This is a genomic window from Nonomuraea sp. NPDC004354 (genome assembly GCF_053602555.1).
In genome coordinates, this window is record NZ_JBSGDV010000006.1 from 24,620 (window position 1) to 49,396 (window position 24,777).

General features: G+C 73.2%; 22 protein-coding genes. 11 read left to right on the plus strand and 11 right to left on the minus strand.

Going from position 1 to position 24,777, the window contains the following annotated elements:
* Nucleotides 1-13: 13 nt before the first annotated feature.
* The 6 genes from ACWENQ_RS19565 to ACWENQ_RS19590 all read left to right on the plus strand — a co-directional run bounded on the left by ACWENQ_RS19565 (nucleotide 14) and on the right by ACWENQ_RS19590 (nucleotide 7,731).
* Nucleotides 14-1,087: a C39 family peptidase gene (locus ACWENQ_RS19565; protein WP_452415501.1), complete on the plus strand. Its 1,074-nt coding sequence runs from the start codon at nucleotides 14-16 to the stop codon at nucleotides 1,085-1,087.
* 132 nt (nucleotides 1,088-1,219) lie between these two features.
* On the plus strand, nucleotides 1,220-2,488 hold the full coding sequence (locus ACWENQ_RS19570) for a M20/M25/M40 family metallo-hydrolase (RefSeq protein ID WP_449930794.1): 1,269 nt from the start codon (nucleotides 1,220-1,222) through the stop codon (nucleotides 2,486-2,488).
* A gap of 431 nt (nucleotides 2,489-2,919) precedes the next feature.
* The gene (locus ACWENQ_RS19575; RefSeq protein WP_452415503.1) at nucleotides 2,920-3,867 is read left to right on the plus strand and encodes a cucumopine synthase-related protein; all 948 of its coding nucleotides are present in this window, start codon (nucleotides 2,920-2,922) and stop codon (nucleotides 3,865-3,867) included.
* On the plus strand, nucleotides 3,864-4,955 hold the full coding sequence (locus ACWENQ_RS19580) for an NAD(P)/FAD-dependent oxidoreductase (RefSeq protein ID WP_449930791.1): 1,092 nt from the start codon (nucleotides 3,864-3,866) through the stop codon (nucleotides 4,953-4,955). The genes ACWENQ_RS19575 and ACWENQ_RS19580 overlap by 4 nt, the downstream gene beginning before the upstream one ends.
* Before the next feature lie 5 nt (nucleotides 4,956-4,960).
* The gene (locus ACWENQ_RS19585; RefSeq protein ID WP_449930789.1) at nucleotides 4,961-6,190 is read left to right on the plus strand and encodes a cytochrome P450 family protein; all 1,230 of its coding nucleotides are present in this window, start codon (nucleotides 4,961-4,963) and stop codon (nucleotides 6,188-6,190) included.
* Nucleotides 6,187-7,731 carry a class I adenylate-forming enzyme family protein gene (locus ACWENQ_RS19590; protein WP_452415504.1) on the plus strand — a complete coding sequence of 515 codons (1,545 nt, stop codon included), beginning with the start codon at nucleotides 6,187-6,189 and terminating at the stop codon, nucleotides 7,729-7,731. The genes ACWENQ_RS19585 and ACWENQ_RS19590 overlap by 4 nt, the downstream gene beginning before the upstream one ends.
* Before the next feature lie 78 nt (nucleotides 7,732-7,809).
* On the opposite strand, the gene ACWENQ_RS19595 is transcribed toward ACWENQ_RS19590, so the two are convergent.
* On the minus strand, nucleotides 7,810-8,388 hold the full coding sequence (locus tag ACWENQ_RS19595; protein ID WP_354911011.1) for a phosphatase PAP2 family protein: 579 nt from the start codon (nucleotides 8,386-8,388) through the stop codon (nucleotides 7,810-7,812).
* A gap of 120 nt (nucleotides 8,389-8,508) precedes the next feature.
* On the opposite strand from ACWENQ_RS19595, the gene ACWENQ_RS19600 reads away from it, so the two are divergent.
* Nucleotides 8,509-9,420, plus strand: coding sequence for a response regulator transcription factor (locus ACWENQ_RS19600; RefSeq protein ID WP_449930785.1), 912 nt, complete (start codon nucleotides 8,509-8,511; stop codon nucleotides 9,418-9,420).
* Here the strand turns inward: ACWENQ_RS19600 and ACWENQ_RS19605 are convergent.
* Both ACWENQ_RS19605 and ACWENQ_RS19610 read right to left on the minus strand, forming a co-directional pair.
* Nucleotides 9,417-9,839, minus strand: a complete 423-nt coding sequence (locus ACWENQ_RS19605) for an ATP-binding protein (RefSeq protein ID WP_452415506.1) — start codon at nucleotides 9,837-9,839, stop codon at nucleotides 9,417-9,419. The genes ACWENQ_RS19600 and ACWENQ_RS19605 overlap by 4 nt on opposite strands.
* A 98-nt stretch (nucleotides 9,840-9,937) precedes the next feature.
* On the minus strand, nucleotides 9,938-10,666 hold the full coding sequence (locus tag ACWENQ_RS19610; RefSeq protein WP_452415507.1) for a DUF1206 domain-containing protein: 729 nt from the start codon (nucleotides 10,664-10,666) through the stop codon (nucleotides 9,938-9,940).
* A gap of 94 nt (nucleotides 10,667-10,760) precedes the next feature.
* On the opposite strand from ACWENQ_RS19610, the gene ACWENQ_RS19615 reads away from it, so the two are divergent.
* Together ACWENQ_RS19615 and thrS are read left to right on the plus strand one after the other, a co-directional pair.
* Nucleotides 10,761-11,225 (plus strand): adenylyltransferase/cytidyltransferase family protein, encoded by a 465-nt coding sequence (locus ACWENQ_RS19615; protein ID WP_354910928.1) that lies wholly within the window; start codon nucleotides 10,761-10,763, stop codon nucleotides 11,223-11,225.
* Nucleotides 11,226-11,355: 130 nt separating this feature from the next.
* On the plus strand, nucleotides 11,356-12,567 hold the full coding sequence (gene thrS, locus ACWENQ_RS19620; RefSeq protein WP_452415509.1) for a threonine--tRNA ligase: 1,212 nt from the start codon (nucleotides 11,356-11,358) through the stop codon (nucleotides 12,565-12,567).
* Here thrS and ACWENQ_RS19625 read toward each other — a convergent pair.
* Genes ACWENQ_RS19625 through fxsT form a run of 3 tightly spaced genes read right to left on the minus strand, consistent with a single transcriptional unit; the run spans nucleotide 12,545 to nucleotide 17,398 of the window.
* Nucleotides 12,545-13,510: a magnesium transporter CorA family protein gene (locus tag ACWENQ_RS19625; protein WP_449930776.1), complete on the minus strand. Its 966-nt coding sequence runs from the start codon at nucleotides 13,508-13,510 to the stop codon at nucleotides 12,545-12,547. The two genes, thrS and ACWENQ_RS19625, sit on opposite strands and share 23 nt — an antisense overlap.
* A gap of 11 nt (nucleotides 13,511-13,521) precedes the next feature.
* Nucleotides 13,522-14,235, minus strand: a complete 714-nt coding sequence (locus ACWENQ_RS19630) for a DUF72 domain-containing protein (RefSeq protein ID WP_452415511.1) — start codon at nucleotides 14,233-14,235, stop codon at nucleotides 13,522-13,524.
* A 46-nt stretch (nucleotides 14,236-14,281) separates the two neighbouring features.
* Nucleotides 14,282-17,398, minus strand: a complete 3,117-nt coding sequence (gene fxsT, locus ACWENQ_RS19635; protein ID WP_449930772.1) for an FxSxx-COOH system tetratricopeptide repeat protein — start codon at nucleotides 17,396-17,398, stop codon at nucleotides 14,282-14,284.
* 102 nt (nucleotides 17,399-17,500) lie between these two features.
* On the opposite strand from fxsT, the gene ACWENQ_RS19640 reads away from it, so the two are divergent.
* Nucleotides 17,501-19,447, plus strand: coding sequence for an alpha-amylase family glycosyl hydrolase (locus ACWENQ_RS19640; RefSeq protein ID WP_452415512.1), 1,947 nt, complete (start codon nucleotides 17,501-17,503; stop codon nucleotides 19,445-19,447).
* A 69-nt stretch (nucleotides 19,448-19,516) separates the two neighbouring features.
* Here the strand turns inward: ACWENQ_RS19640 and ACWENQ_RS19645 are convergent, their stop codons facing one another.
* From ACWENQ_RS19645 to ACWENQ_RS19660, 4 genes are read right to left on the minus strand one after another with little or no spacing between them, the layout of a single operon-like run.
* Nucleotides 19,517-19,993 (minus strand): nitroreductase family deazaflavin-dependent oxidoreductase, encoded by a 477-nt coding sequence (locus ACWENQ_RS19645; RefSeq protein ID WP_452415514.1) that lies wholly within the window; start codon nucleotides 19,991-19,993, stop codon nucleotides 19,517-19,519.
* 50 nt (nucleotides 19,994-20,043) lie between these two features.
* Nucleotides 20,044-20,757, minus strand: coding sequence for a TetR/AcrR family transcriptional regulator (locus ACWENQ_RS19650; protein ID WP_452415516.1), 714 nt, complete (start codon nucleotides 20,755-20,757; stop codon nucleotides 20,044-20,046).
* Between the two features lie 42 nt (nucleotides 20,758-20,799).
* Nucleotides 20,800-21,333: a hypothetical protein gene (locus ACWENQ_RS19655; RefSeq protein ID WP_449930764.1), complete on the minus strand. Its 534-nt coding sequence runs from the start codon at nucleotides 21,331-21,333 to the stop codon at nucleotides 20,800-20,802.
* A 39-nt stretch (nucleotides 21,334-21,372) separates the two neighbouring features.
* Nucleotides 21,373-21,501: a hypothetical protein gene (locus ACWENQ_RS19660; protein WP_449930762.1), complete on the minus strand. Its 129-nt coding sequence runs from the start codon at nucleotides 21,499-21,501 to the stop codon at nucleotides 21,373-21,375.
* 271 nt (nucleotides 21,502-21,772) lie between these two features.
* On the opposite strand from ACWENQ_RS19660, the gene ACWENQ_RS19665 reads away from it, so the two are divergent.
* Complete coding sequence (locus tag ACWENQ_RS19665; protein ID WP_354910905.1) at nucleotides 21,773-22,666, plus strand: L,D-transpeptidase; 894 nt, start codon at nucleotides 21,773-21,775, stop codon at nucleotides 22,664-22,666.
* Nucleotides 22,667-22,779: 113 nt separating this feature from the next.
* Here ACWENQ_RS19665 and ACWENQ_RS19670 read toward each other — a convergent pair whose 3' ends face one another.
* The gene (locus ACWENQ_RS19670; RefSeq protein ID WP_452415517.1) at nucleotides 22,780-24,519 is read right to left on the minus strand and encodes a GMC oxidoreductase; all 1,740 of its coding nucleotides are present in this window, start codon (nucleotides 24,517-24,519) and stop codon (nucleotides 22,780-22,782) included.
* Nucleotides 24,520-24,777: the final 258 nt, after the last annotated feature.

Consider the following 24,777-nt stretch of genomic DNA (forward strand, 5'->3'; position numbering starts at 1 on the left):
CAGAATCGGCCAGGTGATATCCCGTGTCGCCTTCCCCCCGTGCGTGCCGGTCGAGCGCGGCTCCCGCGGCTATCACGATCCGTTCGGCGGCGAGGCGGCCGTCTGGGACTACGCCGCGTGGACCAGCCCGGAGGCCGAGATCGGCTTTCCCGCGGCCCAGCTGGTGCCGTCGTGGACGGCGCGCACGCCGGCGGGCAGCTGGCTGGAGGTCGAGCTGCGGGGCAGGACCGCGGAGGGCCGTCACACCCGCTGGTACGTGATGGGCAGGTGGGCCGAGACCGCCGCCGACATCCGCCGCACCTCGCTTCCCGGGCAGGGCGACGAGGACGGCGACGTGGCCGTCGACACGCTGGTCGCCAAGCGTCCGCTGGTCGCCTGCCAGGTGCGCGTCACCCTGTACGGCACGGGCGCCGCCGTCGGCTCGGTCAGCGTGATGGCCTCGGGCGCGCCGGGCCCGGTGCGCGTGACGCCGCCGGGCGAGGCGAGCGGGATCGAGCTGGCCGTGCCCGCGCTCTCGCAGCGGGTGCACGCGGGCCACTACCCGGAATGGGACGGCGGCGGCGGCTCCTGGTGCGGCCCCGCGTCGGTGACGATGGTGCTCGGCTACTGGGGCAGGGGCCCCTCCGCCGACGAGCTCGCCTGGGTCGACCCCGCCGATCCGTGCCCGGCCGTCGACCACGCGGCCCGCGACATGTACGACCACAGCTACCAGGGCTGCGGCAACTGGCCGTTCGGCGTCGCCTACGCCGGGCGGTACGGCCTGGCCGGGTTCGTCACGCGGCTGCGGTCGCTGGCGGAGCTGGAGCGTCTGGTGGCCGCCGGCATCCCGGTGATCACCTCCCAGTCGTTCAAGGAGCACGAGCTGCCGGGCGCGGGCTACGCCACGACCGGGCACATCATGGTTGTCGTCGGCTTCACCGCGACCGGTGACGTGATCGCCAACGATCCGGCCGCCGAGGGGGTCAGGCGCGTCTACCCGCGGGCGGCCTTCGAGAACGTCTGGCTGCGCGGCTCCGGCAGCGCGGGGATCGTCTACGTCCTGCATCCGCCGGAGCTCCCCCTTCCCCCATCCGACGGCAATTGGTGATCGGCGCGGGTCAGCGGGGCGGATGGGGTTGGAGTGGACTGCGGCGGGCGGCCAGCGTGGCAGCCGCGCGACGGGCGGGACAGGCAGGACACTGTCGTCGCCCTCTGTGAGACCGACATTTCTGGGGATGATGTGAAGAGCGTTGCCGAGATCTGCTCCGACCTGATCAGGTTCGACACGACCAATCCCGGCTCGGGCGAGCGCCCGGCCGCCGAGTACGTCGCCACGCTGCTGGCCGACGCGGGCCTGGAGCCCACCGTCTTCGAGTCGGCGCCGCGCCGTACCACCGTCGTGGCGCGCGTGGCCGGCGACTCGCCCGACGCGCTGCTCATCCACGGTCACCTCGACGTGGTCCCCGCCGACCCGGCCGAGTGGGAGCTGCACCCCTTCTCCGGCGAGATCGTCGACGACTGCGTGTACGGCAGGGGCGCGGTCGACATGAAGGGCTCGTGCGCGATGACGCTCGCCACGGTGCTCGGCATGCAGGCCGGCGGGGTGCGGCCCAAGCGCGACCTGGTGCTGGCGTTCCTGGCCGACGAGGAGGCGACCGGCGACTACGGCTCCCGCCACGCCGTCACCGCGCACCGGGAGCTGTTCGACGGCGTCACCGAGGCCATCAGCGAGTCCGGCGGGTTCAGCGTGACCGCGGGCGACGCGCGGGTCTACCCGATCGCCGTGGGCGAGCGCGGCACGTCGTGGATGAAGCTGACCGCCCACGGCGTCGCCGGTCACGGCTCGCGGCCCGCCGTCGACAACCCGGTCGCCACCCTGGTGCACGCGCTGTCGCGCATCGCCGCCTACCAGTGGCCGGTACGGCTGACGCCGTCGGTCGCCGCGCTCCTGCGGAGCCTGTCGGAGATCACCGGCCGACCCGTCGACCTCGACCGCCTGGACGCCGAGGCGGCCCGGCTCGGGCCGCTCGGCAGCCTGTTCAAGGGCCAGATCCGCAACTCGGCCAACCCGACGATGCTCACCGCGGGCTACAAGGTCAACGTCGTCCCATCCACGGCCGAGGCGCACGTCGACGGCCGGTACCTGCCGGGACTGCAGGAGGAGTTCCTGGCCACGATCGACGAGCTGCTCGGGCCGAGGATCACGCGGGAGTTCGTCAACCTGGAGGACGCGCCGTCCGCGCCGTACCCTTCGGCCTTCTTCGACGAGATGGCGGCCGCGCTGGTGGCCGAGGACCCGGCGGCGCGGCCGGTGCCGTACGTGATGAGCGGGGGCACGGACGCCAAGTCGTTCGCCAGGATCGGCATCAAGGGGTACGGCTTCGCCCCGCTGATGCTCAGGCCCGATCTCGACTACTTCGGCATGTTCCACGGCAAGGACGAGCGCGTGCCGGTTGAGGGCCTGGAGTTCGGCACCCGCGTCCTGAACCGCCTGCTGACGGGCGCCTGAGCGGCCGGCGCGCCGGCCACCGGACGACGGCGCGCGGGCCCGCCGGCGGCGCGGCCCGCGCCTTCCGGCCGCCGGTCGGCGGGTGCCGCGGGCTGCCGGATCCGGCCGGCGAGGCCCGCCGAGGAGAATGACGGCAACGACCGAGCCCCTGATCGCGGTCTCCTGCACGGTGTTCCGGCGGGGCCCGCCGAGGAGAATGACGGCAACCCCGTGCGCGTCATGACATCGCCAAGGTGGGCCCGGCCCGGCCGGGCATCCCGGTGGAGCGCTCTCCCCGCGGCGCCGCCGCGCATGGCGTCCGCGGGCGGACCGTGGCGGCCGGCGGCGCCCGCAACGGGGCGGGATGGGCGGTGCCCGCGCTCGGTCAGCCCACCGTCAAATCGGACATTAGCCCTACATCGCTACTTAACGTGCTGCTAACATCACATATTGTGACTAATCCGAAACGCGTAGAAATCGGCTGGCCCGGACTAGGCATCACGGTGACCGCCGAACTGGACGAGCGCAACGCCGCCCTGGCACAGAGCCTGTGGGACGCACTGCCGTACCGCAGCCTGCAGGGCCACGCCCTGGTGGCCGGCCAGCACCTCTACCACGTCGCCCCGGTCCACGACCTGCTGCACCAGGCCGCCGCCTACAAGGTCGAGGACCGGCGCACCGAACCGGACGGCACAATCTTCGCCTCACGACTTCAGCACCTCGGCATCAAGTACGGCGAGCTGACCGAACCCATGCCCGCCACCCCGATCGGCAGGATCCTCGACGAGGACCTCGACTCGCTGGTCGAGGCGGGCCACGCGGTCTGGGAGGCGGTGTACACGACCAAGAAGCCCGTCATCGCCGAGGTACGCCGCGCCGGCGAGCCCAGCGGCCACAGCCTGCCCCGCCTCACGGCGAGCGACCCCGAGACCGACACACTCATCGGCGACCTGCACGCCGAGACCGAGCGGATCTGGCTGGAGCCGCCGCAGGAACTCGTCGACCTGCACGAGGGCCGCATCGCCTCCAAGGCGGGCAGCTTCGACACGGTCCTGACGACGCTGCTGTTCGTCAACGGCGAGACCCGCCCGCTGGGCTACGCCAGCTACGGCGGCCTGGTGCGGGCCGTCTCCGAGGGAATGCCGCTGGATTCGCTGCGCCACATGGCGCACCTGCTGATCCCGACGCCCGCGGAGTTCCTCGGATACTGCGGCCTGGACAAGGTCTGGGACTTCACCAAGCGCGCCCTCGAGCGGATCGACGAGCTCGACGACCGCGACGACTTCGCCGCTCTCGTGGCGCAGATGACGCTCTACGTCAACTGCCTCGGCGGCTGGAACCTGCACCTGTTCCCGTGGCAGCTCGGCGACCATCTGCGGCGGGAGGGCGCGTTCACATGAGCGCCGACACGCAGGTCGTGGTCGTCGGCGGCGGGGTGATCGGCCTGTCGATCGCCTTCCACCTGGCCGAGGCCGGGGTCGGCACCGTCCTGCTGGAACGCGACGCGCTCGGATCGGGCGCGTCGCGGGCCACCGCGGACGTGGTCCGCGCCTACTTCGCCGGCAACCCGGTGAGCTCGGCGCTGGCCGTACGGAGCCTGGCGGCCTACCACGACTTCCCGCTGCGGCCGGGCATCGGCCTGCCGCTGCGCCGGGTCGGCTACCTGGTGCTGTTCACCGGCGACGAGCAGGTGGCGGCCTTCGAGGCCGACCTGCCCGCCCAGCGGGCGGCCGGGGTGGACGTCGAGCTGATCGGCGCGGACGAGGCCAGGCGGCGCAACCCGCTCATCAGCGGCGAGCTGCCGCTGACGGCGGCCGCCTGGTCGGCCGAGGCGTACGTCTCCGACACCGCCGCGATCGTCGGCGGCTACGCGGAGGCGGCCAGGCGGGCGGGCGCGCAGCTGCGCACCGACTGCCCCGTCACGGCGATCGACGCGGTCAAGGGCCGCGTGGAGACCGCCGACGGCGCGATCACGGCCGACGCGGTCGTGTGCGCCGCGGGCGCGTGGTCGGCCGCCCTGGCCCGCACGGCGGGCGTGGACCTGCCGCTCACCGAACCGATCATCCAGGAACTGCTCACCACCGACCCGTTGCCCGCCATGCCCGACATCCCGGTCACCCTGCACGCCTCCAGCGGCCTGCTGGTACGGCTGCGCGGCGACCGGCTGCTGATCGGCATGGGCTACCCGGGGCCCGACAGGGACGCCTGGCGGCGGCGCGTGGCCGCCCAGCTCGCCACCGTCTACCCGTGCCTGGCGGGGGCGGGCCTGCACACCGCGGTCACCGGCGTCCGTGACGCCAGCCCGGACCGCACCGCCTTCATCGGCCACCTGCCCGGCCCTCCCGCCTTCCTGTACGCGACGGGCTTCTCCGGCCACGGGCTGTGCAACGCGCCCGCGGCCGGGGAACTGGTCCGCGACCTCTACCTCGGACGCGACCCCGGGCTCGACACGACCACGCTGTCCGCACGGCCGGAGCGGGTGGGGTGAGCGGCATGGACGTCCGACCGGCCGAGTTCGTCCTCGACCCCGCCAGCCACGACGTGCACGCCGACTGCGCGCAGCTGCGGGAGCTGGGCCCGTTGGTCCCCGTCGAGGTCGAGGGGGTGCGCGCGTGGGCGGCCACCCGCTACTCCACGCTGGTGGCCGTGCTGACCCATCCCGACCTGTCCAGGGAGGTGAAGTACTGGGATCCGGCGGCCAAGGCCGCCGCCCCGCCCAACACCGCGGTCACCAGGCTCGCCGCCGACACCTCCATGCTGAACGCGGAGGGCGGGGCCCACCACCGCCTGCGGTCGCCGGTGTCCAAGTCGTTCACGGCGCGCAGGGTCCAGCGGCTGCGTCCGAGGGTCGCCGAGTTCGCCGCCGCGCACCTCGACCGCCTGGCGGCCATGCCGCCGGGGCCGGTGGACCTGCGCCTGGAGTACGCCTATCCGATCCCGCGGGATGTCATCTCCGAGCTGATGGGGGTCCCGGACGCGCTTCGGGACGAGCTGCACGAGCTCACCGACGTGGCGGCCAGGGTCGGCGACACTCCCGACGACGTCACCGATGCCCGCAAGAAGCTGTACAAGCTGCTCGACGAGATCATCGAGCTGCGGCGCGACACCCCGGGCGAGGACCTGATCACGGACCTGATCGCCGCCTCCGAACACGACGGGCCCGACCGGCTCACGCGCGCGGAGGTGGGCGACACGGTGGAGTTGCTGTTCATCGCGGGTCACGTGACGACGGTCAACCTCATCACCAACGCCGTGCGCGTCATGCTGACGTGTCCCGACCAGCTGGCCATGGTCCGCTCCGGGCAGCGGTCGTGGAGCGAGGTGGTCGAGGAGACCATGCGGTGGGATTCGCCGATCGCGCACTTCCCGATGCGCTACGCCGTACGGGACGTCGAGATCGACGGGGTGCCGGTGCGCAAGGGCGAGGCGGTCATCGGCTGCTTCGCCGCCGCCGGCCGCGACCCCGACCAGTACGGCGCGGGGGCGGCGTGCTTCGACCTGCGCGCGGCCTCGCCCGCCCACCTGTCGTTCGGGCACGGCACGCACTACTGCCTGGGTGCGCCGCTGGCCCGGCTGGAGGGCGAGGTCGCGCTCGCCGCGCTGTTCGAGGCGTTTCCCGACATGAGGCTGGCCGACCAGGACAGCGGGTGGCGGCCGCTCGGCACGGTGCTCGGCAACAGCACCAGGTACCTGCCCGTGCACCTGGGAAGGAGGGTGCGATGAGCCTGGGCCGGAGCGTCTTCGCCGGCGTGCGCGCGGCGGGCCCGCGTGACGTGCTGGTGTGCGGGCGGCGCCGCCTGACCGGGGACGACGTGCTGGCGATGGTGGCGGGCGCGGCGGCCGTACTGCGCGCCCGCGGGGTGCGCGCGGGCGACACGATCGCCTGCATGTCCGGCCGCCAGCCGGAGTCCACGGTGGCCAGGCTCGTGGCGCTCGCGCTCGGCTGCCCCGTGATCCACCTGCCGCCGGGCCTGCCGGCGCGGATCACGGCCGGCACGATGCGCGCGCTCGGCACCTCGGTGCTGCTCCACGAGCCGTGCCGGCAGGACGACGCCGAGCTGCTGCTCGACGCGCGGCCGGTGCCGATCTGCTACCGGCTCGACGCGGACCTGTTCTCCACCCCGCACGGGGCGCCGCCCGACCCGCCGGAGACGCCGCCCGGCGCGCTGTCGGCGGTGACGTTCACCAACGGCACGACGGGCGAGCGCAAGCCGGTCGCCCACAGCCGGCGGGCCGAGGCCGCGCAGCTGGCGGCGGCGCGCGCGATGTTCGCGCCCGAGCCCTGGCGCTTCCTGCTGCCGCCGGGACACCACGTGGCCGACCAGATCGCGCTGTGGACGCTGGCGACGGGCGGCACGGCGATCCTGCTGGCCGACGCCGAGCGGGGTCGGGAGCCGGAGGTCATCGCCAGGGAACGCGTCACGCAGGTCGCGGCCGGCCGGCCGGGCGAGCTGTACGGCCTGGCCGGCCGGCTGGGCCCGGTGGCTCTCGGCGCCGATCCCGGCAGCGTGCGGCTGGTGACGTACGGCGGCGCGGCGGCCGTGCCGAACCGCAGCAGGGACGTGGTCATGGGGCTCGGCCCCGTGGCCCTGCAGTGGTACGGGCTCACCGAGGGTGGCTTCGTCACCGCCCTGTCGCCGCTCGACCACCTGCGCCCCGACCGGCTGGCCTCGGTGGGGCGGCCGGTCGAGGGCGTGGAGCTGCGCGTGCGCGACCCGGAGGGCCGCGCGCTGCCGGTCGGCGCGACCGGCGAGGTGTGGGTGCGCTCCGCCCAGGTCATGAGCGGGTACCTGGACGATCCCGTCCGCACCGCCGCGGCCCTGCGGGACGGCTGGCTGCGCACCGGCGACCTCGGCCACCTGAACGCCGACGGCTACCTGTTCCTGGTCGACCGCGCCAGGAGCCGGCTGCCCGACGGCGTCCAGGCCCGCCCGGTCCAGCACGTCCTGCCCGGCCGTCGGGCCGTGGCGGACGCGACGGTCTTCGGGCTGCCGGTCGACGACGGCGAGGTGCTGGCCGGCACGGGCGTGACCGGCACGGGCGTGACCGGCACGGGCGTGGCCGGCACGGGTGTGACCGGCGCAGGGATGAGCGGCACGGGGATGACCGGCACGGAGGCGACCGGCATGGAGGCGACCGGCATGGAGGCGACCGGCACGGGGGCGACCGGCACCGGGGAGACCGGCACAGGGCTCAGGCGCGCCGGGGAGGCAGGCGACCTGGACGACCTGGACGCCCCGCGCGGCCGGACGGCACCCGCGTGACCGGGACCGCCCGCCGGGCCTCCAGGCGCCGCCCGGCGGCCGACGGCCGCCGTCATCGCGGCGGCGGGCTCCACGGGGTCAGACGCCGAAGGCGGCCAGGGTGCCCCAGGTCGTCGCGACACCCACCAGCGCGCCCACGACCACCTGGGCGGGCGTGTGGTGGGCGAGCCGGACCCTGGCCCAGCACACCAGCCCGACCAGCGCCCCGCCCACCAGCGCGGTCGGCATCGGCGGCAGCACGTGCGCCAGGACGACCACGGTTCCCGCCGACACCGCCGCGTGGAAGGAGATCTTCCAGCGCAGCGTCACGGGCACGGTCACCACCAGGGCGGCCAGCATCGCGGTCACCGTGGCCACCAGCAGGGTGGGGGCGCCCAGCAGGACCAGCAGCACCAGCGCCACCAGCACGGCGCCCACCGCGGTGAGCAGCGGCCCCGTCCGGCGCGCCCGGTCGACCAGGTGGCGGGAGTCGAGGCGGCCCCTGCGGACGCCGACGGCGATGACGGTGGCGGGCACGCCGCCGCACAGGGCCGAGGCGAGCAGGCCCCAGACGGCACCGGTCCAGCCCTGGGCGAGCAGGCCGACGACGGGCGGCATGGCGATCACCAGCACCTGGGGGGCGAACACCTCGGTCACCCAGCCGGCCATCCTGGTCATCACCAGCGTGTCCTCCCGTCTCGGATCATGGTCATCAAACCTGCCACGAGCGAACGGCGGAGGCAATCAGGGCAGCCGCGCACCCGAGCGCGTGACGCGACGATGCGCCATGATGGCGCGATGGACCACATCACGCTGAGCGCCTGCGCCGAGGTGGGCTTCCAGGTGGCGGGAAGCACGGGGGCGCACGGCGCGATGCGGGCCTTACGCCGCGTGATCCCGCTGGACGCCTACGAGTTCGTCGCCTTCGACCCGGCCACCGGGCGCCACCGCAGCCTGGTCTCCGACGGCCTGCGCCGTCCCCCCGGCCCGCTGCCCTCTGCCGGGACACCCGCCGCCGGGGGCGGCGGGCCGTACCCGATGGACGGCGCGCGGCTGGCCGCCTACGGCTGGCGGCAGGGGCTGACCACGCCGCTGCTGCTGGCCGACGGCCGCTACACCGGGCTGCTGAACCTGTCGGCGCCCCGCTTCCCCGCGCACGCGCTCACCGTCATGGCGGCGCTGTCCCCCACGCTGGCCCACGTCACCGACCTGACCAGGTGCGTCATCGACCCCGTCGGGCTGCCCAGCGGGTTCTCGGCGGTCGCCTTCGACCGCGGCGGCGTGGTACGCGACGTGGCGGGCGTGCCCAGGTCGGAGGTGGTGGCCGCCGATCCCGCCATGGCCGGCTACGCCAGGGCCTTCCTCGACTCGCGGGAGCTGAGCAGGCGGGGCCTCTGGCAGGACCGGGGCGGTCGGTGGCGGGAGGTGCGGGTGCTGCGCGCGGGCGTCGGCTCGCACGGCGCGCTGCAGGGGGCGGTGGTGGCCGAGCGGCCCTGCTGCCTGCCGTACGAACTGACCGCGCGGGAGGCGCAGGTGCTGACCAGGGTGGCGGCGGGCGACTCCAATCCGCAGATCGCCGCCGCGCTCGTGCTGAGCGTCCGCACGGTCACCACCCACCTGGAGCACATCTTCGCCAAGCTGGGCTGCGACAGCCGTACGAGGGTCACCACCAAGGCCCTGGCCGAGGGGCTGTGCGTGATCGACCTCTAGACACCCGCGGCCGCCCACTCCGTGGGGATCGTGACGAGCACCAGCTCGAACCAGACGGTGTTCACACCGTTCTGCCTGGCGTAGCCCCAGCGGTGGCTGAGCGCGTCCAGCAGGGGCAGGCCGCGCCCGTTCTGCGCGGTCAGGGAGGCGCGGCAGGCGCACGGCGGGCCGTCCGAGCCGCCGTCCTTGACGCAGACGCGCACCCTGGAGCCGGTGGACAGCACGGTCAGCGTGAAGGTGCCGTCGTCACGTGAGGCGGAGTGGACGACCGCGTTGGTGACCAGCTCGCTGGTCAGCAGCACGCTGTCGTCGTGCAGCGGATGTCCGGCGCCGAGCGCGGCGGTCACCAGGCGGCGTGCCGCGGCGACCTGGTCGGGAACTCCTGGCAGGGTCCAACTGTCGTACTCCGGCGGTTCCACGGCGACCTCCCCGACTTCGGCGACCTCTTAAGGACGCGGCGCCCGGCGGGGCGGAGGGGTCACGAAAAGGTAGGAATGCTCTTGCCGGTGGAACCGGGTCAGGTCCGGTGCCATCGCGCCTCTGCCAGGCAGTACACCGCGAACAACACCAGTCCCACGGCCACCGCGGCCAGCAGCCACGGGCCGGCGGGGGCGTCGGCGAGCGCCTTGAGCGCGCCGTCGATGCCGACCGCCCTGCCGGGGTCGTAGGCGATCGCGGCCCGGCCGATGAGAACGCCCGCGGCGACGGCGACGACGCCCCGTGCGATGTAGCCCGCCTGGCCGAGCCGACGGACCGCCTGACCGCCGCCGGTCATGTCCTTCATGAACTTCTCGGTCCAGCCCTCGTGGATCCAGTGGAGGCCGAGCGCGATCACGCCCAGTGCGGCGACGCCGACGAGCAGCTGTCCCGCGGGCAGGTCGAGCAGCGTCCTGGTGACGTCCCGGGACTGCGAGTCGGTGGAGGCCGCCTGCTTGCCGCGCAGCAGCAGGCCCAGCAGCGAGACGACGAGCAGCACGTAGAAGACCGCCCGGACGGCCGACTCCACCCTGTCGCGCGCCCTGCCGCGACGGGACAGCGCTTCCCGCGCCTGCCACACGGCCAGCGCGGCCAGACCCACCGTCATGAGCCACAGCACCACGGTGCCGAAGGGCTGTGCGGCCACGATGCCGATCGCGCCGCTCTTGTCGGCCTCGCCGTCCCCGCCGAAGGCGATCTGTAACGCCACCAGGCCGATCAGGGCGTACAGCACGCCCCTGGCGGCATAGCCCAGCTTGGTGAGAATCATGACGCCTCCCCTGCACCGGCAGGCGGGTCGTAAACCCGGGGCGGCGACCGAGTACGCTGCGATCGGATGAGGCGACTGGAAGGGGAACCTGCGCGTGAGCAGCCTGGAGGCCGTCTGGGTGCAGCCGTACGAACAGCCCGGCGCGGCGGTCGTGACGGGCGTCTTCGACATCCTGCACGTGGGGCACGTGCGCTACCTGCGGTCGGTGGCCGAGCGCGGCCTGCCGCTGGTCGTCGGCGTCGAGGACGATCCGCGCGTGCGCGCGTGGAAGGGTCCGAGCAGGCCGCTGAACCCGGCCGCCGAGCGGGCCGAGGTGCTGGGGGCGCTGCGCGCGGTGTCGGGGGTGTTCATCGTGAGCGGCCCGCCCGAGGCGCACGGCCCCGAGGACTACATCGACCTGCTCGCCCCGATGCGGCCAGGCGCGCTCGCGCACACGGCGGGCGACCCGCACGCGGGCGGCAGGTGCGCGGCGGCGGCGCTGCTCGGCGCCCAGTGCTGGGAGCTGGAGATGATTCCGGGGCGTTCGACGACCAGGATCGTCAACGCCGGGCTAGGATGAGCTCCATGCAGCGCGCTCACGTCTTCGTCACGACGACGCCGGACCCGTACCCGGCGCGCTGAACTCATGCTCCCCGGGCGAACGCCCGGGGATCGCTGGTCGTTCGCCCTCGTCTTTCGGAGGGTTTCCGATGAACGACCACCTGAACGACCACCGCAGGCTCGGCCGTGAGCTCGACCTGTTCGACACCCACCCGATGATCGGCTCGGGGCTGCCGTTCCTGCTGCCCGCGGGCGCGGCCGTGCGCAAGGCCGTCGAGGACTTCGTCCACGAGCTCGAACGCCGCAACGGTTATCTGCACGTCAACTCGCCCGTGCTCGGCAAGCGGGCGATGTACGAGAGATCGGGGCACTGGGCGCACTACAGCGACGACATGTTCCCTCCGATGGAGCTCGGAGGGGAGCAGTTCGTGCTGCGGCCCAGCCTGTGCCCGCACCACGCGCTGATGTTCGGCAGCAGGCCGCGCAGCCACCGCGACCTGCCGCTGCGGCTGGCCGAGCTCGGCGGCATGTACCGGGGTGAGCTGTCGGGCGTTGTGGGCGGCCTGAGCAGGGTGCGGGCCATCCAGCTCAACGACGGGCACGTCTTCTGCCCGGCCGGCGCGGCCGCCGCCGAGGTGTCGGCCGCGCTCGACCTGATCGAGGCCGCCCACGGGCAGCTCGGCATCGTGCCGGTCCGCTACCGGCTCTCGCTCAGGGGCGACGGCGCCAAGTACGTCGACGACCCGGACATGTGGGACCGCGCCGAGGCCGTCCTGCGGGAGGCGCTAAGGGCCAGGGGCCGCGACTTCGAGGAGGAGCGCGGCGAGGGCTCCTTCTACGGCCCGAAGATCGACATCCAGATCGTCGACCCCCAGGGACGGGAGAACTCCATCTCGACCGTCCAGGTCGACCTGTTCCAGCCGGGCCGCTTCGACCTGTCCTACGTCGGCCCCGACCAGGCGCTCCACCGGCCGGTGATGGTGCACAGAAGTCTGGTCGGCAGCCTCGAACGCCTGATGGGGCACCTGATCGAGGTCCACGGCGGCGCCTTCCCCGCCTGGTTCGCCCCCGTGCAGGCGGTGGTGCTGCCCGTCACCGACGCCGAGGTCCCCGCCGCCCGGGAGCTGGTACGGCGGGGCGTCGCCGCGGGACTGCGCGCGTCGATGGCCGAGCCCGGCGACGGCTCCCTCGGTGCGCGGGTCAGGTCGCACCGGCTGGTGCCCTTCCAGCTCGTGGTCGGTCCGGCCGAGGCGCGTCTCGGCGAGGCCGCGCTGCGGCTGCGTGACGGCACCCGGCAGGAGGCCAGGCCGATCGCGCAGGTGCTGGCGTGGATGGCCGCTAGAGCCAATCCCGCTTTTTGAACGCCAGGTACAGCAGCCCCGAGGCGGCCACGATGATGATCGACGACCACCAGAAGCCGGCGCTGGTGCCGAAGCCCGGATAGGGCACGTTCTGGCCGTAGAAGCCGGTGATCATGGTGGGCACCGCGATGACCGCGGCCCAGCCGGTGAGCTTCTTCATGATCTCGTTCAGCCGGAAGCCCTGCTGTGACAGCTGGGCCTCGCGCAGGTTGGCCACGAGGTCGCGCAGGTTGTCGATCCACTCCGCCACGCGCAGGACGTGGTCGTAGAGGTCCTGGTAGTACGGCGTCATCTCCGGCGTGACCACGTGCAGGTCACGCCGGAACAGCGTGTTGACCACCTCGCGCATCGGCCCGGCGACCTTGCGCAGGCCGACCATGTTCTTGCGCAGGGTGAACATCTTCCTGGCGTCCAGCCGGCTCATCGGCCGTTCCTCGAACAGCTGCTCCTCCAGCGCCTCGACCTCCTCGTCGAGACTCTCGACCAGCTCGTAGTGGCCGTCGACCACGTAGTCGAGCAGGCCGTACAGCAGGAAGGCGACCCCGTTCTTGGCCAGGCCGCCCGACGCGTCCCAGCGGGCGGTCACCTGGTCGATGTCGAAGTGCTCGTTCTCGCGCACGGTCACCAGGGCGTTGGCCGTGAGGAACATGTCGATCTCGACGGTGTGGAGCCGGTGCCCCTCCTGGTACAGCCAGTAGGCGGCGACGAACAGATGGCCGTCGTAGACGTCGACCTTGGGCCGCTGGCGCTCGTGGAAGACGTCCTCCACCGCGAGGGTGTGCAGGCCCAGCTCCTCGGCGATGCATCCCAGGTCGTCGGCGGTGGGGGCGCACAGGTCGAACCAGACCACGTTGCCCGGGTCGGCGACGTGGTCGGAGACCTCGGCGATGGGGAAGCCCTCGGCCACGAGGACCCCCTCGCGGTACAAGCGGGTTCGTACCATGACCGACAACCCTAGACGAGCTCGGCGAACCGTGCGGCGTTGCGTGCCGCCGCCCCTCCCGGATCGTTGTTGAAGTAGACCACGACCTGCCGCCATCCCGCGTCGTGGACGCGGCGCGCCCACGATCTCAGCGCGGCCTCGCCGTACGAGGGCCGGGGGGTGGCCCTGCCCTCGTGCAGCCTGACGTAGCCCCACGACGCGGTGCGCCACAGCGGGTTCAGGACCCTGCTCTCCCTGTCGGCCCAGCACAGCGCCGCCTCCCTGGCCTCCAGCACGCCCCTGACCTCGTCGGTCCACCACGACGGGTGCCGGAACTCCACCGCCACCCTGGTCGCGCGCGGGAAGCAGGCCAGGCAGCGGTCGAGCTTGCCGGGATCCGCCTTCAGCGTCGGCGGCAGTTGCAGCAGGATCGGGCCGAGCTTGCCCTTCAGCCCGGCCACGGCGGCCATCAGCCGCTCGACCGGCTCCTCGGGGTCGGCCAGCCGCTTGATGTGGGTGAGGTACCTGCTGGCCTTGACCGCCATCACGAAGTCGTCGGGGGTGCGCTCGGCCCATCCGGCGAACGTCTCCGTGGACGGCAGGCGGTAGAAGGCGTTGTTGCTCTCGACGGTGCGGAAGTGCTCGGTGTAGATCTCCAGCCACAGCCGCTGCGGCGCCTTGTCCGGATACAGCACGCCCCGCCAGTCCTTGTACTGCCAGCCGGAGGTTCCCACGAGCGTCTCCATGCCGGGCCCCTACCCCGGCTCCCGCGGGGCACGCCGCCCGCTCGGGTCAGGACGATCCGGCGGGCAGCGACGGTGACGTGCCGCCGCCGTGCAGGGCGTCGGGGCCGTAGGCGGCGGCCAGGATCCGCTCGGCGCGCGTCCGGCACTCCGTGGCCGCGACCAGGTCGTCGAGGCGCTCGTGGACGGCGGCCAGGTCGAGCAGGGCGCGCCCCACGTCGGGATGGCCGGGGCCGAGCGCCCGCTCGGTGCCGGCGACCGCCCGCTCCAGCAGCTCCCTGGCCTCGGTCACGCGGCCGCCGAGCAGCTTGGCCACGCCGAGCCTGCGCGCGCCCAGCTGGGCGTGCGGGTGGTCGGGGCCGAAGACGGCCGAGAAGACGCCCATGGCCCGCTCCTGGTGGGCCTGGGCCAGCTCGTGCTCGCCGATGTCCTGGTAGACCAGGCCCAGGTTGGTCAGCGGCATGCCGACCTCGCCGTGTCCGGGGCCGTAGCAGGCCTCGAGGATGGCCAGGGCGCGCTCGTGGCTCATCCTCGCCTCGTCGTAGCGACCCACCAGGCGCAGCGCGTAGCCGAGCTTGTCGAGGGTGTGGGCGACCTCGGGATGCTCGTCGCCGTAGACGCCGGCCAGCAGCGACAGCGCCTGCTCCTGCAGCTTGATGGCCTCCTCGGCGCGGCCGGCGTCCTGCAGCACCAGGCCGAGGCCCGACAGCGAGTGGGCGACGTCGGGGTGGCCGGGGTCCAGCAGGCTGCGCGAGGCGGTCAGCGACCTGGTCAGCCACTGCTGGGCGGCGGCCAGGTCGCCGGCCAGCCAGGCGGCGAAGCCCAGGTCGCGCCCGATCCTGGCCAGCTCCCTGCCGTCGGCGTCGTCGCGGGCGGCCAGGATGCCGTGGCCGCGCTCCAGCACCTGCCTGGCCTCGGGCAGCCGCCGCTGGCAGACCAGCACGTCGCCGAGACGCTTCAGCACGTAGGCGACGCCGGGATGCTCGGGCCCGAAGGCGTCCTCGGCCAGGGCGAGCGCCTGCTCCTGCGCCGCCCTCGCGCCCTCCAGGTCGCCCACCACCTCCAGCAGCTTGCCCTGCTCGGTCAGCACCGCCGCCAGGTCGGCGTCGCTGCCGCCCGCGCGGCGCAGCAGTTCCAGCGACGTCTCGAACAGCCAGGCGGCCCGGTCGAAGGCCGCCCGGGTGGTCAGGTAGCGGCCCGCCCCGCACAGCAGCTGCGGCAGCGCCAGCGGCACGGTGTCGAGGTTGCCCGCCTGCCCCGCCAGGTGGATCAGGCCCGGCAGCACACCGTCCCAGTGCGGCCAGTTGGTCGGGTTGTCCGGGTCGGCGGGCGCGGTCGCCTCGACCAGGCGAATGCCGCGCAGCAGCCACTCCTGCCGCTCGGCCCTCGACAGCGTGGCCATGGCCGCGGCGCCGACCATCTTGTGCATGCGCAGCCGTCCCCTGTCACGGTCGACGAGGGAGTGGCGCATCAGGTGGGCGATGGCGTCCTGCAGGCCGACCTCGTCGGCGACGGCCGCCTCCAGCGCGGGCGGCAGCACCCCGCCGAGGCCGCGCAGCAGGCGCAGCGACAGCCCGTCGCCGCCCAGGCAGGCGCACAGGTGCAGCAGCTCGGCGGCCGAGGCGGAGGCGGCCCGCACGCGCTCGAAGGCCAGCTGCCACGCCGTGGCGAAGGTCTGGTCGCGCTCCCCCGCCCTGGTCAGCAGCTTGTCGGCCCTGCGCCGGAACAGGTCGGCGTACTCCTCGAAGGTCATGCCGGTCTGCTCGCTGTAGGCGGCGGCCTGCTCCAGCGCGAACGGCAGGTCGCCGAGCTGGTCGGCCAGCTCGGCGGCGCCCGCCGAGCGCCCGGGCAGGCCGAGGCGCCGCTCGAGGAAGGCGACGGACTCCTCGCGCGAGAACGGGTCGATCCGCAGCGGTACGGCATGCAGCCCCCACGCGGGATTGCGCGAGGTGATGACCACATGGCCGTCGCCGCCGTCCGGCAGCAGCCGTTCGAGCAGCGCGGCGTCCTCGACGTCGTCGAGCACCAGCAGCCACCTGCCCATGCCGGCCAGCCGGTCGCGCAGCGCGGTGACCAGCTCGCCCCTGTCGGCCCGCTCCCTGACGCCCAGGCGCAGGCCGAGGTCCTCCATGGCGCCGGCCAGCGCGAGCGGCTCGGCGGCCGAGGCGTACCACATGACGTCGTAGTCGGCGGCGTGCCGGTGGGCGTACTCCAGGGCCGCCTGGGTCTTGCCGACGCCCGCCAGGCCGTACAGGGCGACGGCGCCGCTGGCGGTGAGCCCGCGGCCCAGCTCGGACAGCAGGTCCTCGCGGCCGGAGAAGACGCGGTTGCGGGAGGGCAGGTTGGAGACGCGGCGCGGGGTGGCCGGCCTGGCGGGCGGCGCGGTGGCGGCCCCCTGGGCGAGGGCGGGCGCCGTCAGCGACGAGTCGTGGGTGAGCACGGCCTGGTGCAGGGCCTGCAGCGTGGGGGCGGGGTCGACGCCGAGCTCCTCGGCCAGGACCCTGCGCACGCGCTCGTAGACGTTCAGGGCGTCGCCCTGCCGGCCGCACCGGTAGAGCGCGGTCATCAGCTGGGCGGCGGAGCGCTCCCGTAACGGGTGGCGGGCCACGCGCTGCTCCAGGCGCGGCAGCACCTCGGCGTGGCGGCCGAGTGCGAGCTCGGCGTCGGTGCGGCCCTCCTCGGCCGCGTAGCGCAGCTCCTCCAGCCTGATCGCGTCGAACTGCGCCCACGGGTCGGCGGCGAAGTCGGCCAGCGCGGGGCCGCGCCATAAGGCCAGCGCGCTGTCGAGCACGGTGACGGCCTCGCTCCAGTCCTGTTTGGCCAGCTCGTCCCGGCCGCGCGTGACCAGGTGCTCGAAGCGGTGGGCGTCGACCCGCTCCTGGTCGATGACCAGCCGGTAGCCGGGCCCGTGCGACTGCAGCAGCGCGGTGCCGCCCAGCGTCCTGCGCAGCCTGGAGACGTGGGCGTGCAGGGTGTTGGTGGCGCTGCGCGGCGGGCGGCCGGCCCACACCTGGTCGATGAGCTGGTCGGCGCTGAGCACGTCACCGCGGTGCAGCAGCAGCACCGCGAGGATGGCCGCGCGCTGGTGGCCGCCGAGGGCAGCAGGGACGCCGTCGACCAGGACCTCGAGCGTGCCGAGAATCCCGATCTCCACGCGGGCTTCCATGCTGCGCTTCCCTTCTGAATGCTTGCAAGTACATGCTTGCAAGCGACTGTAACGCGTCACTCATTCGGGCTGAAACCAAACGAATCTGGAGGTGCGCCACCGATGGCGACCGTCGAGGAGATCGTCAGCCGACCCGCGCCACGCAGGATCGGCGAGGCCCCGTGGCCTGAGCGGCAGGGTTACCACCCGTCGCCCGTCGACTGGCGCGGCGAGGTCATCTACTTCCTGCTCCCCGACAGGTTCAGCGACGGCGGGGAAGCCGGACGCCCCCTCCTGGACAGGACCGACCTGTGGGCCGCCAGGCCGCAGGGGTGGCGCTGGGACCGGTGGGCCAGATCAGGACGGGAACGCTACCAGGGCGGCACGCTGGCGGGGGTCGCTTCCCGGCTTGACTATCTGGACGAACTGGGCGTGACGGCGCTGTGGATCGGGCCGGTGTGGAAGCAGCGCCCGGTCGCCGGCGTCGAAGGCGGTCCCGTCGAGCCCGACGACTACCACGGCTACGCGGTACAGGACTTCCTCGAGGTCGACCCGCGCTTCGGCACCCGCGCCGACCTGGTCGACCTGGTACGGCAGGCGCACGAGCGCGGCATCCGGATCATCCTCGACGTGCTGCTCAACCACTCCGGCGAGACCTGGGACTACGACCTCGGCGAGGAGGGGTCGCCGCGCTACGTGCCGCGCCCGCCGTACCGGGAGGGCCCGCCCTACGCCTTCGGGACCTGGCGCGACGGGAAGGGCGGCAGGCTGCCGCACGGGGCGGCGCCCACGCTGCCCGATCACGGGGTCTGGCCCGAGGAACTGCAGCACCCCGACGCCTACACCCGCGCCGGCGGCGACGGCGGCAATTTCGGCCCCGGCGGTGACGAGGACCCGAACGCCCCCTACCGCAGGGCCGACTGGTTCAGCCGCGACATCGACATGCCGCGCGCCCTGCAGACGATGATCCAGATCTACAAGTACTGGATCGCGCTCGCCGACCTGGACGGGTTGCGGATCGACACCCTCAAGCACGTGCCGCTCGAGCACGCCCGCGCCTTCTGCGGCGCGATCAGGGAGTACGCCGAGCAGCTCGGCAAGTCGAACTTCCTCATCGTCGGCGAGGTCGGCGGCGGCGACTCCATCCAGGAGAAGTACCTGCGGCTGGTCGGGCAGAACCTGACGGCGGTCCTGGAGACGGGCGAGACGCGGGCGACGCTGCGCGCGGTGGCCGAGGGCACCGCCAGGGCCGAGGACCTGTTCGGCCGCTTCACGCTGCCGCTCGACATCACGCACAGGGCGCTCGGCGGCAGGTACGTCTCCATGCTCGACGACCACGACGACCTGGCGATCTTCCCGCAGCTGCGGTTCGGCTCCCTCGAGTCCTCGCCGTCACGGGTCGTCGTGGGCGCCGGCCTGCTGCTGTTCCTGCTCGGCATCCCCTGCCTGTACTACGGCATCGAGCAGGGGCTGACCGGACCTGAGCCGGAAGAGCGCAAGTGGCTGCCCGGCTGGGGGGTCAGGGACCTGGCCGGCGACATCTACCTGCGCGAGGCCATGTTCGGGCCCGCGCACCCGCGCGTGCCCGGCGGCCACGAACCCGACCCCGACACCCCCGGATTCGGCCCCTTCGGCACCTCCGGGCACCACGTCTTCGACCAGGACAACGACGTCTACCAGCGGATCAGGATGCTGCTGCGGGCCCGCAAGGCGCACCCCGCGCTGTCGGCCGGACGGCAGTACCTGCGCAGGCTCGGCAGGGCCGACGGGTCCTTCACCCCGCCCGAGCCGGGCGAGGTGGTCGGCTGGTCGCGGATCCTCGCCGACGACGAGGCGCTGTGCGTGGTCAACCCCGGGCCCTCCACCCGTACGGCGCGGCTGCACGTGGACGCGAGCATCAACGCGGGGGTCGCGGCGTTCACCGTCGTGGCGAACACGGCGGAGGTGGTGGGTGGCACCAAGCATCCGGTCGGGTCGACGGTGCCGGTGCTGACCTCGCCCGACGGGGCCCGCTACGTGGAGATCCACGACCTGCCGCCGCTGTCGGTGCTGGTGGCGGTCAACCGCTGACCACCCGGCCCGAAGCCCTTGGCGGTACGGGGGGCTCGCGGCGGCACCGGCCGCTCGGGGTGGCGGCTGTCAGCGGGGGATGAAGCGGACGAAGGCGATGTGGCGGCCGACCTCCCTGAAGTCGGCCGCCGACCCGTCGACCAGGAACCCCAGGAACCGGGCCAGCCGCCGCGCCGTCCGGGGGGCGCGCCGGGCGTAGGCGGCCATCAGTTCGGCGCCCTCCTCCGGGGTGAGGGGCAGCGCCGTCATCGCCGTGACGCGGTTGCCCACCTGGACGGTCACCTCGGGCGTGGCCAGGATGTTGCGGAACCAGTCGGAGCGCCTGCCGTACCCGGAGGGGCCGACGTAGCCGCCGCCGACGCGGTCGTGCGCGACCACCTCGATGACGGCCCGCCGGGGCTTGCCGGAGACGCGGCCGGTGTGGACGACGAGCATGAACCGCCCGCCCAGCAGCCATCCCAGGCGCATCCGGTACAGCTGGACGGGCAGCCGGAACAGCAGCCTGCGCAGCCCTGACGGCGGTGGCGGGGTGTTGATGATCTCCATGTGCGCCTTCCTTCCGAGCCGGTCGCCGAGCCGTGGCGGGTGGCTTCCGGTCAGGAGCCGGGGTTCGCGGCAGGGCCAGGGTTGATGGCAGGGCCGGGCTTCGCACCGGCGCCAGGCTTCCCGGTTGCGGCGGGGTTCGCGGTTGGGGCGGGGTTCGCGGGTGGGGCGGGGTTCGCGGTTGGGGCGGGGTTCGCGGGTGGGGCGGGGGCGGCCCAGAGCCGGGCCAGGAACAGCACGAGCGTGTCGGCGAGGGCGTGGTAGGAGGCGTGCGGATGGTCGAGCGCCCAGGAGTCGAGCGCGCCGATGACCCCCATGGTGGCGACCGTGACCAGCTCGGCGCCGGGTGCCGGGGCGATCAGGCCGATCGCCAGCCCGTTGGCGACCAGGTCACGCACCCACGAACCGTCGTCGGACAGCGGCTGCCCGGCCAGGACCGCCCGGTCGTCCGGATGCTCGCGCAGGTGCGCGGCCATCCGGGTCGTGCCGGCCACCAGCTGCTCCCACAGCTCGTCGGCCGTCGCCACCTCGGTCCACGGGCCGAGAGCGGTCAGCGTGCGGACGGCCGCGTCGGCGAGCACGGCGCCGAACAGGTCGTCCTTGCCGTCGAAGTAGTGGTAGGCGGAGGTCTTGGAGATGCCCGCTTCGGCGATGATCTGGTTGAACGACGCGGCGTCCTTGCCGTCGCGGGCGAAGTGCGCGCGGGCGACGGCGAGGATGGCGGCTCGCGTGTCGGCGGGCAGCCGGTCGAAGCGGGGAAGTGGCATCGGTTTCCTCGTGCTCGTGTGCCGGCGGGATGGCCGGGTCTTCTAACGATGGCCGGGTACGGGCCGGACGGCCGGCTGCCGGGCGGACAGCGTACGCAGGATCCGGGCCGTCATGATCCAGTGTGCCGCCCACAGGAGGATGGCGACCGCCCCACCGGCGTACCCGGCGGCGCCGGGGAAGAGCGACAGGATCTGGAACGCGCACCAACCGTAGCCGAGCCGGGCCCACCAGCGGACGAAGCGGCTCGTCGGGCGCGCGTCGGCGGCGAGCGAGGTGGCGACGGCCCGCACGATGAAGAAGTCCTCGACGAAGTTGTAGGGGATGGCGAACATCCACCAGACCGAGGCGGGGGCGGCGGCCCTGGCCTCCGGCTGGATGGCGGCCAAGGTGCGATGGAGCGCGCGGCAGTACAGCGCGACGATGCCGAAGAAGACGGCGACGGCGATCAGCCCGCCGGGCATGCCCTGCGCGGCGACCTCGCCGAGGATGCCGCTTCCCCAGTGCGGCGCCCACAGCGGATAGGTCAGCAGGATCGTGACCAGGACGGTGCCGGTGATTTTGACGACGACTCGCATGCCCGAAGTGTACTAGCAGTACACACCATCAGTACACCCTCACTCGCGCCCGGCCTGCTGCAGGCGCGCGACCAGCTCGTTCAGCGCGTGCTCGAAGCGTGCTCCGGCGGCGTCGCGCACCCCGACGACCGCGCCGAGCGGCGCCTCCTCCGGCCGCTCGCAGAACATGGGCAGCGCCGCTCCCTGGCCGCGCCGAGCCGATCCCTCCCTCGACGGCGAGCGTCCTGAAGACGAGCCAGCCCGCGCACACGATGGTGGAGCCGCCATCCCCCGGCGTCCGCGGCGGCGGCCATCCCACGACCCCGGCGCCGCGCCACCCCCGGCAGGAGCGCCTCCCGAGCGGTCGTCGTGATCGTTATCAAAGCGGGTCAACCAGAAGCCGCCTTCCGGTCTCTCACATATGGAATGCGATTCACCCCTTATGTGACGGAGTGCCCCCGTGAAACTGATAGCGCTGACCGCGCTGGTGGCGAGCATGCTCGGCGCGGTGCCGCCGACCCCCACCCCCGCGCCGTCGGCCCCCGGCTCGATGCCCCTGGCCATCGCGGACATCACCCCGATGGGAGACGACAAGGAGAAGGTAGGGGTCGGCTTCCCGATCATCGTGACCTTCGACCGCGACGTCACCGACAAGGCGGCCGTGGAAGCGTTGCTGCAGGTCCAGGCCGAACGTCCGGTGGACGGCGCGTGGCGCTGGGTGTCGCCGCGCAAGGTGGTCTACCGGACCAAGTTCTACTGGAAGGCCCACCAGAAGGTCACCTTCACCGCCCGCCTCAGCGCGCTGCCGGGCAACAGGGCCAAGGACGTCACCCGCCGGTTCCAGGTCGGCACGGCCAACATCTCGGTCGTCGACACGCGCAAGCACGTCATGAAGGTCACCCGCGACGGGAAACTCGCCAAGAAGATCCCGATCAGCGCGGGCCGCGGCGGACTGGTCAAGAACGGCGTCGACGTCTACCTCACCACCAGCGGCACCCACCTGACCATGTCGAAGAAGCCCGTCGAGACCATGACCTCGTCCTGGCTCGGTGTCACCGACCCCAAGGACCCGCGTTACTACAACGAGCAGATCCCGTGGGCCGTCCGCATCTCCGACTCCGGCGAGTACGTCCACCAGAGCGCCGGCTTCTACCACTTCCTCGGCCGCAGCAACCAGAGCCACGGCTGCGTCCGCGCCACCCCCGACGGGGCCAAGTGGTTCTTCGGCATCACCCAGCGCGGTGACGTCGTCAAGATCACCGGCACCAAGCGGAAGCTCGACTGGACCAACGGCTGGAGCTACTGGCAGCTCAACTGGACCGAATGGAAGAAGGGCAGCGCGCTCGCCCGATGACACCAGGTCCCGGCTGGCCCGCCGGATGACACCAGGTCCGGACGGCCCCGCCGCCGGTCAGCGCCGCCGGTTCCGCCCACCGGCCGGCGGCCGCCTGGTCCGGCCGAGACGGTCTAGCCTCGGGCGGTGACGAGGTGGTCCGCCAGGCGCATCGCCAGCGCGGCCAGCGTCAGCGACGGGTTGGCGGCCGGCGAGGTCGGGAACACCGACAGGTCGCACACGTAGAGGTTGCGCCTGCCGTACACCCGCAGATCGGGATCGACCACCCCGGTGTCGGCGGAGGCGCCCATGCGCATCGTGCCCACCTCGTGTCCCACCGCGCCCAGCGCCGAACGCGTCGGACGCGGTTGCAGCGGCGTGCCACCCACCGCCGCCATCACGGCCGTGCCCACCTCCGTCATGACCTCCTCCAGACCCGGCACCTCCACGTGGTGCATGACCACCCGCGGGCGGGCGTCCCTGCCCTGCCCGCGCACCTCGACGCCGTTGCGCTCCTCCAGCGGGACCGCGGTGAAGAACACCACCTCGCACGGCATGTCGGCCTCGTCCAGGTCGAGGTCCTCGTCGACGTGGTACTGGTTCAGGTTCACCCCCATCTCGACCACCGCGTTGTACGGCGTCGCGCCCGCCATACCCCTGAGCAGTACCTTGGCGGCGTCACCCGGGCTGTAGCCGGGCGCGCCGTCCTTCACGGTGAACTTCCAGTAGTAGGTCGGATGGTCGGTGATGCCCCGCCCGACCAGCGGATGGTCGAGACCCGCGTGGTGCGCCAGGACCGGCGTGCCGACCGTGCCGCCCGCCAGGATGACGCTGCCGCCCTCGGCGAGCCGGAACGTCCGCAGCACGCCCGCCGGCAGGTCGAACGCCTCGACCGCCGTTACCGCGTCGCCGTCGGACACGAACCCGCACACCTGATGGTGCAGGTTGACGTGCAGCCGGTCCGCCCACGAGGCCCGCAGCATGTCCTCCATCAGCAGCGCCGCCGTGGAGAAGATGCCGGACGGGATGCCGAGGCCGTTCACCGAGGCGTGCTCGGCCGCCAGCATCGCGTCGTCGTCGGCCAGCCCGGGCATGCTGCCCCGCAGCAGCGACTGCACGGTCCCGCACAGCGTGTCGCGCGGCATGGCCGAGCCGTTCAGCAGATCCTCCGCCCTGGCGTACCAGCCGCTCTCCAGCTCCCGCCTGATCGGCTCGGGCCAGCCGGCGAACTCCGCCGGCGTCATCCTCGGCACCAGCGCACCCCAGAACAGCGACCGGCCACCCAGGCAGAACGCCTGCGCCAGCTCCATCGGCTGGTCGGTGTCGTAGCGCCGGACCTTGAACTGGTTCCACAGCTCCCACACGCTGCGGTTGACGAAGGGGCCGTGCCGCCTCGGCAGGTTCCCGACATGCGTCGGGAACAGGTAGCCGCCCGCCTCCAGGACCAGCACCCGCGCCTCGCCCCCGCTGTCGGCCATCAGCCGGTGCGCCAGCGTGCCGCCGCCGGTGCCGCTGCCCACCACGATGAAGTCGAAGACCCCGTCGGCCGGCGCCGCCGGGAAATGCACCCGCGCCGCCAGCGAGTCCGCGATCGGGATGTCGTCAGGCGGCTCGAACAGGTCGGCGACGCGGCCGGTCATCGTCGCCACGTGCTCGCCGTTCACCACCCTGTTCGGGCCCCGCTCCCAGCCGCCGTCGCAGCGGAACTTGAACTCCACCGGGCCGTCGCCCGCCAGCTCCACCCGCCACTCGTCGGCGCCGTGGACATACCGGCACGGTACGTCCGCCCGCCAGCCGTCCAGCGCGCTTCGGACAGCCAGCCGGGCATCGGGCCTGACAGCGCCGCCACGCAGCACGATCGTGAGAGTCCCCACCTCACTACCTCCCCGCCTCGCCTCGCCTCGCCTCGCCTCGCCTCGGAAGGATCCCATGCCAACCTGCTTTCACACCGCTTGCGAACGGCGACAAGGTCCTCACAACCGGGTGCGGGAATCATGAAGACCGGGCGGGAGCACGGGCCGGCGAAGGTCACGGGGCGCCTGGGGGAGGCGCGGCTCGTTCCCGCCCCACACGACGACGGGGACCGGCGAGGGACGGCCGGAGCGGCGCGGGACCACCCGCCGCTCCGGCCC